Source organism: Cupriavidus necator A5-1 (assembly GCF_000744095.1).
In the GTDB taxonomy this organism is placed as follows: Bacteria; Pseudomonadota; Gammaproteobacteria; order Burkholderiales; family Burkholderiaceae; genus Cupriavidus; species Cupriavidus necator_A.
The window spans coordinates 1,759,301-1,777,530 of record NZ_JQLI01000008.1 but is presented as its reverse complement, the minus strand read 5'-3'; the positions used below and the strand labels follow the sequence as shown (position 1 = coordinate 1,777,530).

Annotated in this window: 14 protein-coding genes and 2 tRNA genes; 11 read left to right on the top strand and 5 right to left on the bottom strand. The window is 66.9% G+C overall.

The features are described from left to right. Positions 1 to 40 precede the first annotated feature (40 nt). Entirely contained in the window at positions 41 to 2,584 is a 2,544-nt protein-coding gene (locus K307_RS32405; RefSeq protein ID WP_419187190.1) for a PAS domain S-box protein, read from the top strand. Between the two features lie 156 nt (positions 2,585 to 2,740). Further along, positions 2,741 to 3,373, top strand: a complete 633-nt coding sequence (locus K307_RS32400) for a response regulator transcription factor (RefSeq protein ID WP_022534439.1) — start codon at positions 2,741 to 2,743, stop codon at positions 3,371 to 3,373. A gap of 101 nt (positions 3,374 to 3,474) precedes the next feature. Here the strand turns inward: K307_RS32400 and K307_RS32395 are convergent, their stop codons facing one another. Further along, positions 3,475 to 4,155 carry a hypothetical protein gene (locus K307_RS32395; protein ID WP_042885036.1) on the bottom strand — a complete coding sequence of 227 codons (681 nt, stop codon included), beginning with the start codon at positions 4,153 to 4,155 and terminating at the stop codon, positions 3,475 to 3,477. Between the two features lie 153 nt (positions 4,156 to 4,308). Here K307_RS32395 and folD point away from each other — a divergent pair, with 153 nt between their 5' ends. The 4 genes from folD to K307_RS32375 all read left to right on the top strand — a co-directional run bounded on the left by folD (position 4,309) and on the right by K307_RS32375 (position 10,103). Further along, positions 4,309 to 5,160, top strand: a complete 852-nt coding sequence (folD, locus tag K307_RS32390; protein WP_042885035.1) for a bifunctional methylenetetrahydrofolate dehydrogenase/methenyltetrahydrofolate cyclohydrolase FolD — start codon at positions 4,309 to 4,311, stop codon at positions 5,158 to 5,160. A gap of 142 nt (positions 5,161 to 5,302) precedes the next feature. Beyond that, positions 5,303 to 7,396, top strand: a complete 2,094-nt coding sequence (locus tag K307_RS32385) for a M3 family metallopeptidase (RefSeq protein ID WP_042885034.1) — start codon at positions 5,303 to 5,305, stop codon at positions 7,394 to 7,396. Continuing rightward, entirely contained in the window at positions 7,393 to 8,223 is an 831-nt protein-coding gene (gene xth, locus K307_RS32380; protein ID WP_042885033.1) for an exodeoxyribonuclease III, read from the top strand. Before K307_RS32385 ends, xth begins: the two co-directional genes overlap by 4 nt. 53 nt (positions 8,224 to 8,276) lie before the next feature. After that, on the top strand, positions 8,277 to 10,103 hold the full coding sequence (locus tag K307_RS32375; RefSeq protein ID WP_042885031.1) for a SulP family inorganic anion transporter: 1,827 nt from the start codon (positions 8,277 to 8,279) through the stop codon (positions 10,101 to 10,103). A 217-nt stretch (positions 10,104 to 10,320) separates the two neighbouring features. Here K307_RS32375 and K307_RS32370 read toward each other — a convergent pair whose 3' ends face one another. Further along, the gene (locus K307_RS32370; RefSeq protein ID WP_022534433.1) at positions 10,321 to 10,584 is read right to left on the bottom strand and encodes a DUF1488 domain-containing protein; all 264 of its coding nucleotides are present in this window, start codon (positions 10,582 to 10,584) and stop codon (positions 10,321 to 10,323) included. Positions 10,585 to 10,809: 225 nt separating this feature from the next. Between K307_RS32370 and K307_RS32365 the strand changes: the two genes are divergently transcribed. Further along, positions 10,810 to 10,885 (top strand) — tRNA-Lys (locus tag K307_RS32365). A gap of 146 nt (positions 10,886 to 11,031) precedes the next feature. Here K307_RS32365 and K307_RS32360 read toward each other — a convergent pair. Both K307_RS32360 and K307_RS32355 read right to left on the bottom strand, forming a co-directional pair. After that, positions 11,032 to 12,420 (bottom strand): 8-oxoguanine deaminase, encoded by a 1,389-nt coding sequence (locus K307_RS32360; RefSeq protein WP_042885029.1) that lies wholly within the window; start codon positions 12,418 to 12,420, stop codon positions 11,032 to 11,034. A gap of 130 nt (positions 12,421 to 12,550) precedes the next feature. Beyond that, a complete protein-coding gene (locus tag K307_RS32355) occupies positions 12,551 to 13,459 on the bottom strand; it encodes a LysR family transcriptional regulator (RefSeq protein ID WP_042885028.1) in 909 nt (302 codons plus the stop codon). Between the two features lie 148 nt (positions 13,460 to 13,607). Here K307_RS32355 and K307_RS32350 point away from each other — a divergent pair. From K307_RS32350 to K307_RS32340, 3 genes are all read left to right on the top strand, one after another. Then, positions 13,608 to 13,683 (top strand) — tRNA-Lys (locus tag K307_RS32350). Between the two features lie 347 nt (positions 13,684 to 14,030). After that, positions 14,031 to 15,011: a tripartite tricarboxylate transporter substrate binding protein BugE gene (locus K307_RS32345; RefSeq protein ID WP_042885026.1), complete on the top strand. Its 981-nt coding sequence runs from the start codon at positions 14,031 to 14,033 to the stop codon at positions 15,009 to 15,011. Positions 15,012 to 15,336: 325 nt separating this feature from the next. Beyond that, positions 15,337 to 15,696 (top strand): hypothetical protein, encoded by a 360-nt coding sequence (locus K307_RS32340; protein ID WP_042885024.1) that lies wholly within the window; start codon positions 15,337 to 15,339, stop codon positions 15,694 to 15,696. Positions 15,697 to 15,783: 87 nt separating this feature from the next. Here K307_RS32340 and K307_RS32335 read toward each other — a convergent pair whose 3' ends face one another. Further along, entirely contained in the window at positions 15,784 to 17,301 is a 1,518-nt protein-coding gene (locus tag K307_RS32335; protein ID WP_042885023.1) for an acetyl-CoA hydrolase/transferase family protein, read from the bottom strand. 366 nt (positions 17,302 to 17,667) lie between these two features. Here K307_RS32335 and K307_RS32330 point away from each other — a divergent pair, with 366 nt between their 5' ends. Then, entirely contained in the window at positions 17,668 to 18,228 is a 561-nt protein-coding gene (locus K307_RS32330) for a hypothetical protein (protein WP_042885022.1), read from the top strand. Positions 18,229 to 18,230 lie beyond the last annotated feature (2 nt).

The following is an 18,230-nucleotide window of genomic DNA, read 5'->3' as shown; positions in this document are numbered from 1 at the left end:
CTCGTCTCTCGACCGATTTCTTTCCCGCCTGCGTGCAGCCATGCTATCTCCCGATGCGTCGGGCTCAGCCAAGGCGGCTGGTGGCGATGGCGGACACGCCCCTCCCCCGGCGGCCGGGCTAGGTCCGATCGAGGGACTGGGACCCGAGGACGGCGCGCCGGTCGCCGCCCCGCGCGGATTGTGGTGGCTGCGTTGGCGCAACCTGGTGGCCACCAGCTGGTTCATGTTTATCCCGCTGGTCGCGATCGTGCTGTTCACGGTGGCGATGGGCGTGATCCTGTGGTCGTTGCACGAGACCGAGCGCCAGCAGCAACGCGACGCGCTCTACCGCGACGCCGCCTGGGCGCAGCAGCGCGTGCGCCTGTCCCTGTTGAGCAACCAGGACCAGCTCTCCTCGCTGGCGCGCGACATTGCCGCCGCCCAGCTCGAGCAAGGCGCGTACCGCACCGCCGCGCAGGAAATCCTGCGCGAGAACCCCGAAATCGTCTTTATCAACTGGCTCGACGCCACCAAGCGTGGCCGCTGGTCACTGCCATCGACGTCCGAGTTTGCCGTGCGCCTGCGCGAGAACCAGGACCAGCCGCTCGAGCCGGAAGTGCTCGACACCTTCGACGCCGCCCGCGAAACCCAGCGCGTGGTCTACTCGCGCCCGCTGGTCAACGACCGCGGCGACAGCTTCATGCTGGTACAGGTGCCGATCGTGCGCGACAACGAGTTCCTCGGCACGCTCGGCGCGCTCTACTCGATCAACGGCATCCTGACGCACCTGCTGCCGCCGGAACTGACCGAGCGCTACCGCTTCTCGCTGATCGACAAGAACAACCAGACCCGCGCCAGCACCTCGCTGCGGCCGGTGCCGGGCAATGCGCTGTCGTACGAGGTGCTGCTTGACCCGCCGGGCCACTCGCTGTCGCTGCGCGCCGACGCCTACCCGCCGCCGTCCAACCTGCCCAACAACATGCTGCTGTGGCTGGTGGTGGGCCTGTCCTGCTTCCTGCTGTGGAGCCTGTGGAGCATGTGGCGCCACACCAGCCGGCGCTCCGAAGCGCAGCGCGCGCTGCTCGCCGAGACCTCGTTCCGGCGCGCGATGGAAAACTCGATGCTGATCGGCCTGCGCGCGCTCGACCTGAACGGCCGCATCACCTACGTCAACCCGGCCTTCTGCCGCATGACCGGCTGGCAGGAGAACGACCTGGTCGGGCGCCTGCCGCCCTTCCCCTACTGGCCGCCCAACGACCAGCAGGAGATGCAGAAGCAGATCGACCTGACGCTGCAGGGCAAGTCGCCCGCGGGCGGCTACGAGATGCGCGTGATGCGCCGCGACGGCAGCAGCTTCTATGCGCGCATGTACGTGTCGCCGCTGGTGGACAGCCGCGGCCGCCATACCGGCTGGATGAGCTCGATGACGGACATCACCGAGCCCAAACGAGCCCGCGAGGAACTGGCCGCGGCGCATGACCGCTTCACCACGGTGCTGGAGAGCCTGGACGCAGCCGTCTCCGTGCTGGCCACCGACAAGGCCGAGCTGCTGTTCGCCAACCGCTACTACCGGCAGCTGTTCGGCTGGGAGGCCGAGGGCCACGTCAAGCTGGCCGGCGACGAGCTCGACAAGGACCAGGTCTCGAGCGACAACACCGACTATGTCGACGCCTACGCCGGCCTGCCCGCTTCCGAGCTGATGCCGTACGCCTCGGACGCGCGCGAAGTGTTCGTGCCCGACATGCAGAAGTGGTTCGAAGTGCGCCGCCGCTATATCCAATGGGTCGACGGCCACCTGGCGCAGATGCAGATCGCCACCGACATCACGGTGCGCAAGGCCGCCGAGGAAATGGCGCGCCAGCACGAAGAGCGCCTGCAGTTCACCAGCCGCCTGACCACCATGGGCGAGATGGCCTCGTCGCTGGCGCACGAGCTGAACCAGCCGCTGGCGGCAATCAACAACTACTGCATGGGCGCGGTGGCGCGGTTGCATTCGGGCCGCAGCACGCCGGAAGACCTGATCCCGGTGCTGGAAAAGACGTCGGCCCAGGCGGTGCGCGCCGGCACCATCATCAGCCGCATCCGCGGCTTCGTGAAGCGCAGCCAGCCGCAGCGGCGCGAGGCCTCGCTGCACGACATCGTCGCCGACGCCGTGGGCCTGGCCGACCTGGAGGCCACGCGCCGCCGCGTCACCATCCTGACCCGCCTGCCGCCGCCGCCGATGACGGTCTATGTGGATCCGGTGCTGATCGAGCAGGTGCTGGTGAACCTGCTCAAGAACGCGGTGGAAGCCATGTCGGGCCTGCCGGCGCTGCGTGCCGGCGGCGTGGTGCGCCTGCACGCGCGGATGGAGCCGGGCGAGATCGGCGACAACGTCCATATCGAGGTGATCGACCAGGGCCCGGGCGTGGACGAGGCCACCAAGGAACGGCTGTTCGAACCCTTCTTCAGCACCAAGTCCGACGGTATGGGCATGGGGCTGAACATCTGCCGCTCGATCATCGAGTCGCACCAGGGCCGCCTGTGGGTGGAGAACAATATCGACGGCATCGGTTGTACATTTAAGATCATGCTGCCGCTGCAGCCGGTGATGGCCGAGCACTGACAGAAGCAAGCGCCCCCGCCCCGCAAGTCCCTGCCCCCCAGAATCCGGAGCACGCCGGCCACGCCATTCCCCACGTCCGCGGGGGGCCTGTCTCGCCACAGAGGGCCGTGGCCGGTTACACTTCGCAGCAATGAATTGTTGTCCCGAGGAGACTACATGACCGCAACGCCTAACCCCACGCCCCACCGCGGCGAGACCGTGTTCATCGTCGACGACGATGAAGCCATGCGCGACTCGCTGACCTGGCTGCTGGAGGGCAATGGCTACCAGGTGCGCAGCTTCACCAGCGCCGAGCAGTTCCTCGCCGCCTACGACGCCAGCCAGGTGTCGTGCCTGATCCTCGACGTGCGCATGCCCGGCATGAGCGGCCCCGAGTTGCAGGAACGCATGCTGGCCGAGCAGATCGACATCCCCATCGTCTTTATCACCGGCCACGGCGACGTGCCGATGGCGGTGTCGACGATGAAGCGCGGCGCGATCGACTTTATCGAGAAGCCGTTCGACGAGTCGGAGCTGCGCGCGCTGGTCGAGCGCATGCTGCAGAAGGCCCGCACCGACCACTCCGCCGCGCGCGAGCAGCGTGCCGCCAAGGACCTGCTGGGCAAGCTGACCACGCGCGAGCAGCAGGTGCTGGAGCGCATCGTAGCCGGCCGCCTGAACAAGCAGATCGCCGACGACCTGGGCATTTCCATCAAGACGGTGGAGGCGCACCGCGCCAACATCATGGAAAAGCTCAACGTCAACACGGTCGCCGACCTGCTGCGCCTGGCGCTGTCGCGCAACAGCTGACCGGGCTGGCGCCTGGCGGCGCCATGCCCGTCACTTCCCGGCGCGGCACGCGGCCGCGCCGGCTGCCCTCCCCGCGCCGCCCGGCGCAACCATCCCCGCCTTCAGCGCTTCAGGTATTCCTCGTCCCGGAACGTGACAACCCATTGTGGCCGGTAGACCACAAAGATCGCCACCAACATGCCGGTCAGGAAGGCCTCGCCAAAGGCCAGGATCACCATCGCGGCCAGCGTGTCGGCCACGGTAAAGGGCAGCGCCGGCGCCATCAGGTGGCGCCAGGCCGCCTGCGCCGCACTGCCGCCGAGCGCGGCCAGCCCGGCGGTGAAATAGCCGTGCCCGAGGATAAAAACGAAGGGATGCCGCGGCAGAAACCGGCGCATCAACGCCTGCAGCGCGGCCGAGATCAGCGCCGGCACCAGCGCCAGCCAGACGTAGCGCACCCATAGCGAGGCCAAGTCGAACTGCGACCAGCCATGGCCCGCCAGGTATTCCAGCCCCAACAGCGACACCACATCCACCACGAACAGCGACAGCAGCGCCAGCGGCAAGCCGAATAACGTCACCATCAGCGTGGCGCCGAGCAGCTGGATCACCAGCCCGCCCACCAGCGTGGCGCGCACCATCCACAGCAGCGCGACCAGCAGCATCGCGCCCAGCCAGGCATTCTGCAGCGCATTGCGCCGCAGCAGCTGCCAGGGCCGGCGCGTCAGCGCCCACAGCAGCCCGGCCAGGGACAGGAACACCAGCAAGGGATCGGACAGCAGGGACGGGAGCGCGGTGTGCATGCGGCCGATGCTACCAGCCCCGATCCACGCGACCCCTGTATCCGGTCAAGCTCCGTGCGGCAGCCCCTACGCAACCTTTATAATTCGCCTTTAGCCCTTGCCCGCCCCCAGCGGCGGCATCTCCACCTCCGGCCACAAACCCGCCATTCCTCCATGTCTGCCCAACTGATCGACGGCAACGCCCTTGCCAAACAAATCCGCTCCGAAGCCGCCCGGCGCGCCGCCACCCTGACCGAACGCGGCCACCGCCCCGGCCTGGCCGTGATCCTGGTCGGCGAAGACCCGGCCAGCCAGGTCTACGTGCGCAACAAGGTCAAGGCTTGCCAGGACAATGGCTTCCACTCCTCGCTCGACCGCTACCCCGCTGACCTCTCGGAGGCGGAATTGCTGGCCCGCATCGACGCGCTCAACAACGATCCGAACATCCACGGCATCCTGGTGCAGCTGCCGCTGCCCAAGCACATTGACAGCCACAAGGTGCTGGAAGCGATCGCCCCGGAAAAGGACGTCGACGGCTTCCACGTCGCCAACGCCGGCGCGCTGATGACCGGCGCGCCGCTGTTCCGCCCGTGCACACCCTACGGCTGCATGAAGATGCTGGAATCGATCCAGTTCCCGCTGCGCGGCGCCCGCGCCGTGGTGGTCGGTGCCTCGAACATCGTCGGCAAGCCGATGGCGATGCTGCTGCTGCAGGCCGGCGCCACCGTGACCATCTGCAACAGCAAGACGCGCGATATCGGCGCCCACACGCGTGAAGCCGACGTGGTGGTCGCCGCGGTCGGCCGGCGCAACCTGATCACCGCCGACATGGTCAAGCCCGGCGCGGTCGTGATCGACGTGGGCATGAACCGCGACGACAACGGCAAGCTGTGCGGCGACGTCGATTTTGCCGGCGTGCGCGAGGTGGCCGGCTACATCACGCCGGTGCCGGGCGGCGTCGGCCCAATGACCATCACCATGCTGCTGGTCAACACGCTGGAAGCCGCGGAGCGCGCCGCGGGCTGAAACCTGGACGCGTTCGGCGTACAGTACGATACGTCACACCAGGCCACACGGGGCGCTGGAAAACCCGGCGCCCCGGCCCCATCTGCAGAGCATTGCCTCTGAAGCAGTGCCCCACCGAGGCCAGCCCAACCGAGAACACGCCATGGACCAAGCTGCCAACGCCAATCAGGCTCAGAACCCGCTGCTGGACTTTTCCGACCTGCCCCGCTTTGCCGAGATCCGGCCCGAGCACATCAGCCCGGCGCTGGACGTGCTGCTCGAGCGCGCGCAGCAGGCCGTCGCCCGCGCCGAGGATCCCGCCATGCCCGCCGACTGGGCCAACGCCGTGCAGGCGCTGGAAGCGGCCACCGAGCCGCTGGGCCGTGCCTGGGGCGTGGTCAGCCACCTGAGCGCCGTCGCCGATACGCCCGAGCTGCGCAAGGCACACGCCGACAACCTGCCGCGTATGACCGAGTTCTGGTCGTCGCTCGGCCAGAGCCTGGCGCTGTACGACAAGTACAAGGCGCTGGCCGCCAGCACGGAGTTCGCCGGCATGAGCGCGGCGCGCCACCAGCTGATCGAGAACGAGCTGCGCGGCTTCCGGCTGGGCGGCGCCGAACTCCCCGAGGACCAGAAGCCGCGCTTCGCCGAGATCCAGGAACAGCAGGCGCAGCTGTCCAAGGCCTTCTCCGACCACGTGCTGGACGCCACCAACACCTACGCGCTCTATGTCGAGGACGAAGCGCGCCTCGCCGGCCTGCCCGACGACGCGAAGGAAGCCGCCCACCACGCCGCAGAGAAGGAAGGCAAGGCCGGCTGGAAGTTCACGCTGCATTTCCCGTCCTACTTCCCGGTGCTGCAGTACGCGGAGGACCGCGCGTTGCGCCAGACCCTGTACGAGGCCAACGTCACGCGCGCCTCGGAACTCGCCGCGCAGTACGGCCAGGGCCAGGCCGACTGGGACAACACCGCCAATATGCGCGACCAGCTCGCGCTGCGCCGTGAAGAAGCGCAGATGCTGGGCTACCAGTGCTATGGCGAAGTCTCGCTGGTGCCGAAGATGGCCGATTCGCCCGCCGAGGTGCTGAAGTTCCTCGACGAACTCGCGGTCAAGGCGCGTCCCTACGCCGAGAAGGACTGGGCCGAGCTGAAGGCCTTCGCCGCCGCCGAGCTGGGCCTGGCCGAGCTGGCGCCGTGGGACGTGGCCTATGCCTCGGAAAAACTGCGCCAGCAGCGCTATGCGTTCTCCGAGCACGAGGTCAAACAGTACTTCCCGGAACCCAAGGTGCTGGAAGGCCTGTTCGGCGTGGTGCAGAAGCTGTTCTCGGTGCGCATCGAGCCCGAGCAGGCGCAGACCTGGCACAAGGACGTGCGCTTCTTCCGCGTGACCACGCCCGACGGCACGCTGCTGGCCCAGTTCTATATCGACCTGTACGCGCGCGAAGGCAAGCGCGGCGGCGCCTGGATGGACGATGCCCGCGGCCGCAAGGTGCTGGAGCACGGCGCCGTGCAGACGCCGGTGGCCTACCTGACCTGCAACTTCTCCGCGCCGGTCGGCAACAAGCCGGCGCTGTTCACGCACGACGAGGTCATCACGCTGTTCCATGAGTTCGGCCACGGCCTGCACCATATGCTGACGCAGGTGGGCGAGCTGGGCGTGTCGGGCATCAACGGCGTGGAATGGGATGCGGTGGAGCTGCCGTCGCAGTTCATGGAGAACTTCTGCTGGGAGTATGAAGTGCTGACCGGCATGACGCAGCAGGTCGATACCGGCGAGCCGCTGCCGCGCGTGCTGTTCGACCGCATGCTGGCCGCCAAGAACTTCCAGAACGGCATGATGACGCTGCGCCAGATCGTATTCTCGTCGTTCGACATGCACCTGCATACGGACTTCGATCCGGCCGGCGAGGCCTCGGTGCTCGACCTGTCGCGCCAGATCAATGACCGCGTGCACGTGGTGCCGCAGCATCCGCTGTCGCGCTGGCCGAACACCTTCAGCCATATCTTTGCCGGCGGCTACGCCGCGGGCTACTACAGCTACAAGTGGGCCGAGGTGCTGTCCGCCGACGTCTACGCAGCCTTCGAAGAAGCGGCGCAACTGTCGGGCAGCGTGCTCGACAGCGAGACCGGCGCGCGCTACCAGCGCGAGATCCTGTCGGTGGGCGGCAGCCGCCCGGCGATGGAGTCCTTCGTCGCCTTCCGCGGCCGCGCGCCGCAGATCGACGCGCTGCTGCGCCACGGCGGGATGACGGCATGAGCGCAGTGGTTCTGCCAACCAACGGCCCCCTCCGTATTGCCAGCTGGAACGTCAACTCGCTCAAGGTGCGCCTGCCGCAGGTGCTGCAATGGCTGGCCGAGCAGGACCAGGCCGGCGCGCCGATCGACGCGCTGTGCCTGCAGGAACTGAAGCTGCCGGACGACAAGTACCCGCTGGCCGAGCTGGAGAACGCGGGCTTCCACAGCATCTACACCGGGCAGAAGACGTATAACGGCGTGGCCATCCTGGCCCGCGACGTCAGCATGCCCGGCCCGATCGACGTGGTGCGCAACATCCCCGGCTTCGAGGATGCGCAACAACGCGTGATCGCCGCCACCTATGGTGACCTGCGCCTGGTCTGCGCGTACTTCCCGAATGGGCAATCGCCCGAGTCGGAGAAGTTCGTCTACAAGCTGAAATGGCTGGAGGCGATGACCGCGTGGCTGCGCGAGGAGATGGTCCGCCATCCGCGCCTGGCGCTGCTGGGCGACTTCAATATCGCGCCCGAAGACCGCGACGTGCACGACCCGGCGAAGTGGGAAGGCCAGAACCTGGTCTCGCCGCCGGAGCGTGCCGCCTTTGCCGCGCTGGTGGAACTGGGCCTGGCCGATGCCTTCCGCAAGTTCGAGCAGCCCGAGAAGGCCTTCTCGTGGTGGGATTACCGCATGCTCGCGTTCCGGCGCAATGCCGGACTGCGCATCGACCACATCCTGCTGTCGCCGGCGCTGACCGAGCACTGCACGGCGTGCGTGATCGACCGCGTGCCACGCACCTGGGAACAGCCCTCGGACCACACACCGGTGGTCGCGACGCTGCACTGCGGCTGAACGCCGCCACGGCGTCCGGCGACGGCCGGCGCTGAGCCTTTCCATTGCGCCCCATGCCAGCGTCCCATCCCGGATCCATCCTGACCCGCCTGTTCCCGTGGAGCCGGCGCGTCGACCCCACCACGCTGCGCGCCGACCTGGTCGCCGGCCTGCTTGGCGCCGTGCTGGTGCTGCCGCAGGGCGTGGCCTTTGCCACGCTGGCCGGCCTGCCGCCGCAGTACGGCATCTACAGCGCGGTAGTGCCGTGCATCGTGGCGGCGCTGTTCGGCTCGAGCTGGCACGTGATGTCGGGGCCGACCAATGCCAATTCGCTGGCGCTGTTTGCGATGCTGAGCCCGCTGGCGTTTGCCGGCAGTCCGGCCTATATCGGGCTGGCGCTGGCGGTCACCGTGTTGGTGGGCGTGATGCAGCTTGCAGTGGGCACGCTGCGGCTCGGCTCGCTGGCCAACTTTATCTCGCCATCGGTGCTGCTCGGCTTCACCTGCGGCGCCGCGACGCTGATCGGCTTGTATGCGCTGAAGGACCTGTTCGGGCTGGAGGTACCGACCGGCACCAGCGCCTTCGGGGCCGTGCGCCACCTGTTCGAGAACGTCGATACGATCAACTGGGCCGCGGTCACCGTCGGCGCCATCACACTGATAGTGACGCTGGTGTGCAAGCGGCTGTGGCGCAAGCTGCCGTTCATGCTGCTGGGGCTGCTGGCCGGCTATGGCGTGGCGCTGCTGCTGAACCAGGCCGGCGCGGCCGGCCAGCATGTCAAAGTGGTCGGGCCGATCCCGTCGGCGCTGCCGCACTTCAACGTGCCTGACGTGGACTGGCGCAAGCTGCCCGACCTGCTGGGCATCGCCTCGGCGCTGACCATCGTCGCGCTGGGCCAGTCGATCTCGATCGCCAAGGCGGTGGCGCTGCGCTCCGGCCAGCATATCGACGCCAACCGCGAGTTCATCGGCCAGGGACTGTCGAATATCGCCGGCGGTTTTTTCTCCGGCTATATCTCGTGCGGCTCGCTCAACCGTTCGGTGCCTAACTTCGAGGCCGGTGCGCGCACGCCGCTGGCAAGCGTGTTCTCGGCGCTGTGGCTGCTGGCGCTGGTGGCAATTAGCGCCCCGCTGCTGGCGCAGATCCCGATGGCCGCGATCGGGGCGATGCTGCTGCTGGTGGCGTGGGGCCTGCTCGATATCGCGCGCCTGCGCCGCATCTTCACGCTGAGCCGCACGGAGTTCGCGATCGCCATCGGCACCTTCGCCGCCACATTGGTGATCCGGCTGGAAATGGCGGTGCTGCTCGGCACCGTGCTGTCGCTGGTGGCCTACCTGTACCGCACCTCGCGGCCGGCGGTGCGCAGCCTGGTGCCCGATGCCGACGATCCCGACCGCCGCTTCACGCCGCTGGACGAACTGCGCCGCCCGCAGCCGGAATGCCCGCAGCTGAAGCTGCTGCGCATGGAAGGCGCGATCTATTTCGGCGCCGTGCAATACGTGACCGATCGCCTGCACTGGCTGCGCACCGTCAATGCCGGCCAGACCCACCTGCTGGCGATGACCAAGAGCATGAACTTCATCGACCTGGCCGGCGCCGAGATGTGGGAAAGCGAACTGGCCGAGCGCCGCGCGCTGGGCGGTGACCTGTATTTCCACCGTCCGCGCACGCAGGTGCTGCAGACGTGGGAGCAGACCGGCTTCAGCGACAAGCTCGGGCCTGGCCATATTTTCCCGACCAAGCGGCAGGCGCTGCACACGATCATCGGCAAGCTGTCGCCGGAGATCTGCGCGCAATGCCACGCAAGGATCTTCGAGGAATGCGCATCACGGCCTGGGGCCGGCGCCCTTGCCACGCAGGCCGAACCCGCGGCACCAGGCACAGGCGCGCCGGCGCGCTAGCGCAGCGTGCACGCGCCAGCGACCAGCGAGCAGTGGCTGAAAGATCTGAAAAAAAGACTTAAAAAAGATTGAAGGGGAAGCTGGGGATTGCCTGCGCCGGCACTGCCGGCTGGGGCACGCAAGACCGGACGGCCCTACGCTGAGGTACTTGGCAACGAAGCTGACAGCGGATGGGCGCCCACGGCATGCCAACGGCTGGCCGGGGCATCCATCCTCATCAGATCGGCGCCACGTGGGCGCGCTTGACGACGATTGGCTGGGGCGCGCCCTGCTCGATCAGCACCACGGCGGCGCGTTCGATGGTTTCGCGGCCGGCACGGAATGCCTCTTCCAGCGACAGCACCTGATCGGCGCTAAAGCCTTCCCACAGTGCTTCACGTGTCACCACGCAAGTCACCTTCTCGCCATTCACGATCGCCTGAAAGAGCAAGCCTTCATTGTTGATGTCGTAGCGCTCTTGCTCTTGGAATTTGATTTCCATCGGTGCAGCCCTCCATATGCAAGTGGAGAAGAATCCTAACATGGCTCTGGCGAATCGTACCGGTACACCTTGTGCGAATGCGCTCAAACCGAAGACCTCTGGCGCTGGCGTTCGGTTCCATGCACGTGACGAAACGCCGCTTTCGCGGCAGTTGGCATGCTCTGCAGAGACTCGCACCAAACATTTGACAGCGCCAGAAATCCTGATACAATCTCGTTTTTCGTTGGGGCGTTAGCTCAGTTGGTAGAGCAGCGGACTCTTAATCCGTAGGTCGAGTGTTCGAGTCACTCACGCCCCACCAGCGAATACAGAAAGGCCGGAAGCAGCGATGCTTCCGGCCTTTTGCTTTCTCTTTTCTTATTCGCGATTTTTCACCGCAGCTGTCATGCGCTTGCCGCACGCATCGCCTAACGGCGCCAGGGCATGCCGGCGCCGTCACCCCTGCAATCAGGCACCGATACTGGCACGCTCGAAAAGCGTGCGCGCCAGCGCGCGGTGACGTGTCAGCACGTTCGGCAGATCGGCGGTCAGCAGCGCGCCGTCGCGCACCACTTCACGCCCGTTGATCACGCTGGCCGCGACATTGGCCGGCGTGCAGAACACCAGCGCCGCCACCGGATCGTGGCCACCGCCGGCAAACCCGACCGCGGACATATCGAAGGCAACGAAGTCCGCCGACATGCCCGGCGCCAGCGCGCCGATATCGTCGCGGTTGAGCACGCGCGCACCGCCCAGCGTGGCGATTTCCAGCGCCTCGCGCGCGCTCATCGCCGCCGGGCCGTAGCCGACCCGCTGCAGCAGCAGCGCCTGGCGCGCCTCGCCCAGCATATGCGCGCCGTCGTTCGACGCACTGCCATCGACGCCCAGCCCGACCGGCACGCCCGCATCGCGCATCGCGCGCACCGGGGCAATGCCGGACGCCAGCCGCATGTTCGAGCACGGGCAATGCGCCACACCCGTGCCGGTGCGGGCGAATAGTGCGATGCCCTCCTCGTCCAACTTGACGCAGTGCGCATGCCACACGTCGTGGCCGACCCAGCCCAGGTCCTCGGCATACTGTGCCGGCGTCATGCCGAACTTCTCGCGCGAGTAGGCGATGTCGTTGTCGTTCTCGGCCAGGTGGGTGTGCAGCGATACGCCGTAGTGCCGAGCCAGATTGGCGGACTCGCGCATCAGGTCGCGCGAGACCGAGAACGGCGAGCACGGCGCCAGCACGATGCGCAGCATCGCGTGACGGGCGCTGTCGTGGTACTGCTCCACCAACCGCTGGCTGTCGCGCAGGATGGCGGCCTCCTCCTCCACCACCACGTCGGGCGGCAGGCCGCCCTTGCTGCGGCCCACGCTCATCGAGCCGCGTGCGGCGTGGAAGCGCATGCCCATCTCCTGCGCGGCGGCGATGGAGTCGTCCAGGCGCGCACCGTTGGGATAGAGGTAAAGGTGATCGCTGGTGGTAGTGCAGCCCGACAGCATCAGCTCGGCCATCGCGGTCCTGGTCGATACCGCGATCATCTCCGGCGTCAGGTGCGACCACAGCATGTACAGGTTGGTCAGCCACGAGAACAGCTCGGCATCCTGCGCCGCGGGCACCGCGCGCGTCAGGCTCTGGTACATGTGGTGGTGCGTGTTGACCAGGCCCGGCGTGACCACGCGGCCGCGCATGTCGAGCACCTGCGCGCTGCCGTCGTCGACCATGCGGCGGTACTGCGGCGGCAACTCCGAGGTCGGGCCGATCCACTGCACGGCCGGGCCTTCCGCGACCAGCGCGCCATCGCGGATTTCGCGGCGCTGCGCGTCCATCGTGACCAGCACGTCGGCGTTCAGGGCAATCAGGGTCATGGCGGCATTCCTTCTGCGTTCGGGTGGAGAGGATGGCCGGCAGTCTACGGTGCCGCGATGCCAATCCCTAAGCGCAGAATTCCGACCACCCTGTCCACAAAAAGTGGACAGCGCTGCCTGGTACCGGCAGCTAGCGCGCCTGCGCGAACAGCGCCGCCAGCGCCTCGCCGATACGCTCGGCCATCAGTTGCGCCGCCGCGCTGAGCGAACCCCTGGCGCGGGCCACCAGCGTCAGCGTCTGGCCTTGCAGGTGGCGGTCGCGCAGCGGCACGTACACCAGCGCCTGGCGTGCGCGCTCCTCCATCACGTCGAGCGGATTCAGCAGTGCGATGCCGGTGCCGAGCATTACCAGTTGCCGGATCAGCACGGTCGAAGTGGACTCGGCCACCGGCGACACCTCGATCGCATTGCGGGCAAAGGCGTCGTCCAGGATCGCGCGGATCGACAGCGACGGCGCCGGCAGGATCAGCGGGTAACCCACGCATTCGCTCAGCAGCGCCGACGGCTGCGCGGCCAGTGCATGGCCAGGCGGCACTACCGCGCCGATCTGCCAGTCGCTGGTGGCCAACGCCCGGAAGGCCGGCAGCTCGGGCAGGTCGTAGCCCAGGCCGAGGTCGGCGTCGCCCTGCTCCACCGCGGCGACGATGTCCGCCACCGGCAGGTCGCTGACACGCACCACGATGCCCGGATAGCGCAGGCGGAAGTCATGCACCAGCGACGGCATCAGCGAGCCCGCCAGGCCTGCTGTCACTGCCACGGTGACGTCGCCGCGGCGCGCGCCCTTGAAGTCCTCGATGCGCTCGCGCAGCGCGTCGTGCTCGCGCAGCGTCTGGCGCACGTGCGCCAGCACCATCTCGCCCAGCGGCGTCAGCCGCAGCCGCTTGTTGATGCGCTCGAATAGCGGCGCGCCCAGTTCGGCCTCCAGATCGAGGATCTGCCGGTTGACCGCGGTCGGCACCACGTGCAGGTGCTCGGCCGCCTTGCGGATCGAACCGCGGCGAACGACCTCGTCGAGATAGCGCAGGACTCTGGCGTGCATGGTTCAGCAGGCTGGTGGATCGGACGACACCGCGTGCGACGCGAGTGACGGCGTGCGCATTGTAGCGACCCCGAAAACCGGCTCGCAAAAAAATCGCGCCTAACTATTGCGTCTTATTCGGTACCTTGCTACAATCTTTTTCTTCGTTGGGGCGTTAGCTCAGTTGGTAGAGCAGCGGACTCTTAATCCGTAGGTCGAGTGTTCGAGTCACTCACGCCCCACCAGCGAATTCATAAAAAGCCGGAAGCTTGCTTCCGGCTTTTTTCGTTGCCGCCTCACCTCTTGCCCGCCCTCCCGCGCTGATGGCACGCCCACCGCTTTCTTGATACGCGGGTTCTCACCAATTCCTTTGCGCGCTCTTTCCCGGTTGAATCGCTACCGCGCCCATTGTGGAACATAGTTCCGTATCGCGGAACTTGCGCAAGGCGCAGGCCGCTGCCGCACCCCGGCACGGCCCGGTCATGTCAGCGCGGGAACGCCTGACGGCGCGGGGCGCTTGCGAAACATCGCCCAAGAAAACGCCTGCAGCCCGCCTGGCAAACAATCAGTGAAAGAAGAACGGAGGCATTCCTTGAAAGCAGTCATTCACGCAGGCGCCGCCGCCTGCCTCGCCGCCCTTGGCCTGGCCCACGCCGGCCTTGCCCAGGCACAGTCCTACCCCAACAAGCCGATCCGCCTGATCGTTCCGTTCGCAGCCGGCGGCACCACCGATATCGTCGCGCGCGCAGTCTCCGAAAGCCTCGGCCGCGAACTCGGCCAGCCGGTGGTGGTGGAAAATCGTGGCGGCGGCGGCGGCGCGATCGGCGCCGACGCCCTGGCCAAGTCGGCACCGGACGGCTACACGCTGGGCATCGCCACGGTCAGCACGATGGCGACCAACCCCGCCACCAACCCGAAAAACCCGTACGACCCGCTCAAGGATTTCGCGCCGATCACCAACCTGGTCAACGTGCCCAACGTGCTGACGGTCAACCCGAAGGTGCCGGCCAAAACCCTGAAGGAATTCGTCGCGCTGTTGAAGTCCAACCCCGGCAAGTACAGCTACGCGTCGGCCGGCAAGGGCAGCATCTCGCACCTGGACGGCGAGCTGTTCAAGGACATCACCAAGACCGACATGGTCCATATCCCGTACCGCGGATCGGGCCCGGCGCTGAACGACACGCTGGCCGGCCAGGTCAACGCGCAGTTCGACAACCTGCCCTCGTCGATGCCGCATATCCAGGCCGGCAAGCTGCGCGCGCTGGCGGTGGCGGCCCCCAAGCGGGTCGAAGGCCTGCCTGACGTGCCGACCTTCGCCGAAGCCGGCATGAAGGACATGAACAACATGGCCTGGTACGGCCTGGTGGCACCGGCCGGCACGCCGGCGGCAATCGTCACGCGCGTGCACGACGCCGCGGTCAAGGCCCTGCAGGACCCGAACGCCAAGCGCCGGCTGGCTGACAGCGGCGCCTACACCGACGGCAATACCTCGGCGCAGTTTGCCGCGCAGATCAAGCGTGAACTGGACTTGCGCAAGAAAATCGCGCACGACCAGAACATCACGCTGGAATAAGCGGGCTGCAAAACCGTCCTGAGAGGGGTCACAAACCGGCTGCCATCGGCAGCCGGTTTTTTTGTCACCTGCCGCCGCATATGACGAGGCAAGCACTGCTGCGGAGTGGTTTGCACGAAATCGGTATGGACTTGACCGCGCGCAGTACACCGCCCCCGCAGATGGTCTTCAATACAATTAGAAGAAACTTTCACTTTGCGGACAAGCGCCTACTCGGTACATTAGCCGGGTGCTCTGCCACTGCGCCGGGTCCATTCCGGCAATCACTCCGCTCCAACTCCGGTTTCGCGCAGGCGCTGTGCGACCGTCAATCGCGAGGAAAAACATGCTGAAGAAGACTGTTCCGACCCTGATCGTTGCTGCACTGGCCGCGCTTGGCGCGACCCAGGTCTATGCGCAAAAGAACTACACCGAAGGCGGCGATATCCACAGTGGCAGCCACACCAAGAAGGCCGGCCCGAATCAGGGCGCGGCCAAGTCCGGCAAGTTCGACCCGTACACCGACGGTGCCAAGAAGTCGACCAAGTCGGACCTGACCAGCTCGGGCAAGAAGTTCGATCCGAACACGGACGGCGCCAAGGCCGGCAAGTTCGATACGTACACCGACGGTGCCAAGGCCGGCAAGCCGGACCCGTACACCGACGGCGCCAAGGCTCCCGCCAGCCAGGGCGACAAGGCGCAGTAAGGCTGCCCCGCCGCCGCAAGGCGGCTCAACGCAAACAGCCCGCAGAGATGCGGGCTGTTTTGCTTTGTACCGGGGTGCACCCGCCGTTCAGGCCGCCAGCGCCTGCGCCGGCCGTGCCGGCCGCATGGTGCCGCGATCGCGGAAGCCGACATGCCAGGACAGCGCCTCTTTCAGCAGGTGCGGAGTCTGGCCGCCGTGCGCGCTGGCGCGCCGGAAGTAGTCGCCCAGCAGGTCGCGGTATTGCGGGTCGGCGCAGTTGGCGATGATGGCACGCGCGCGCTCGCGCGGCGCCAGGCCGCGCAGGTCGGCCAGGCCGTGCTCGGTGACGATGATGTCAACGTCGTGCTCGGTGTGGTCCACGTGCGCCACCATCGGCACGATGCTGGAGACATCGCCGCCCTTGGCCACCGATTTGGTCACGAACACCGACAGGTGCGCATTGCGCGCAAAGTCGCCGGAGCCGCCAATGCCGTTCATCATGTGCGTGCCACCCACATGCGTGGAGTTGACGTTGCCGTAGATATCGCACTCCAGCGCCGTGTTGATGGTGATCAGCCCCAGCCGGCGCAGGATCTCCGGATGGTTGCTGATCTCCTGCGGGCGCAGCAACAGACGCGAGCGGTAGCGGTCGAGATTGTCCAGGAAGCGCCGGTACACCTCGCGCGTCAGCGTCACCGAAGACGCCGAGGCGAACGACAGCCGCCCCGCATCGAGCAGCTCGATGGTGCTGTCCTGCAGCACCTCGGAATACATTTTCAGGTCGCGGAACGGCGAATCCACCAGGCCGTGCAGCACCGCATTGGCAATGGTGCCGATGCCCGCCTGCAGCGGCTGCAGCGCCGGCGACAGCTTGCCCGCGCGGACCTCGTGCAGCAGGAAGTCGTTGAGATGTCCGGCGATGCTGCGCGTGTCGGCATCCGGCGGCAGCGCGTTGGACGGGCTGTCGTCCTTGGCGGTGATGACGATGGCCGCGATCCGCTCCGGATCGATGGGGATATACGGCAGGCCGATGCGCTGCTCGGGGGCGATCAGCGGGATTGGCTGGCGATACGGGCGCTGCACCGGGAAGTAGATATCGTGCAGGCCCTCCAGCTCCAGCGGCATGTTCAGGTTGATCTCGACGATCACCTTGCGCGCCAGCATGGCGAAACTGGCCGAATTGCCCACCGAGGTGCTGGGGATGATGCCGCCCTGCTCGGTGATCGCCACGGCTTCCACCACCGCCACGTCCACCGGCGCGATCTGGCCCGAGCGCAGCTGCTCCACGGTTTCGGACAGATGCTGGTCGATGAACATCACTTCGCCGGCGTTGATCTTGCGGCGCAGCGTGGCGTCGGACTGGAACGGCAGGCGGCGCGCGATCACGTCCGCCTCGGCCAGTACCCGGTCGATGTCGTTGCCCAGCGACGCGCCGGTCATCAGGGTGATGCGCAGCGGCTCGGTCGCCGCGCGCCGCGCCAGCGCGAACGGGACTTCCTTGCAGTCGCCCGCGCGCGTGAATCCGCTCATGCCTACCGTCATGCCGTCGCGGATCAGCGCGGCGGCTTCGTCGGCCGAGACTACTTTGTCATGCAGCCTGGGCAGGCGAATGCGTTCCTTGTACATCTTTATCTCCGGTCTGACGGCGCGGGCCCGTGCCGCGCGCCCCGATTGCCTGATGGCTTGTTGGCGGGGTCTCCGGAAGGCAGTGTATCCAGCCGCCCTCATTCCGGCTGTGATTTAAAGTCATGAACGGCAGTCGCTATTTTCATAGCAAGCAAAACTTAACAATGCGTCTTTCGCGTCACTATGTCCCTGTGCGATCGTGGGGAATCCGGAATTGTCACAAACATTGCAATCGATTCTGTTAGTGTCTTGCCCATCGGTCGACCGCGCCCGCCAGAGAGGCATCGGCGTCCGTGCCGCCCGGGCCGGCCATGCTCCGGCCCAGAGCATCGCAGTGGCGGCAAACTACAACAGGAGACGCCATTCATGCAGCCAAGACCACTCGAACCCAACGAGCCGGTTGTCCTTGCCCTGGTCGATGCCGTGACCGCCTGGCAGGAAGCGTTAGAACAGACCCTCTCCGCCTCTGGCCTGAATTACGCCAAGTGGCTGTTGTTGCGTGCCATCCGGCAAGGCGCCTTCGTGCGCGGATCCCCCTTGCCGGGCACGATGCGCGTCGATGTCGCGCAATCCGAGCAGATGCTGCAAGACCTGGAGCGCGACGGCTGGATCGAGTATGCCGATGCCCTGCACCCGCATATTGCCGACGCCGCTGCGAGCCGGCTGGAGCGCACCGGGCAGGCCCTGAGCGCGCTGCATAGCGTGTCGGTGGCGCCGTTCAGCTCGCAGGAGCGCGTGGCGCTGGGCAGTTTGCTCGAACGGATGAAGATCACGCTGAGCGACCACACCACACGCCAGATCCGCGTGGGCACCGAAGCCGCCCGCCATGAAAAACCTGCTGCAGCGCCGGCGGCCACCTGCACCGGCCTGCCCCCGGTCGCGCATCGCCCCGCCTCCACGCCTACACTCGCCCGCGCGCGGCTCTGACG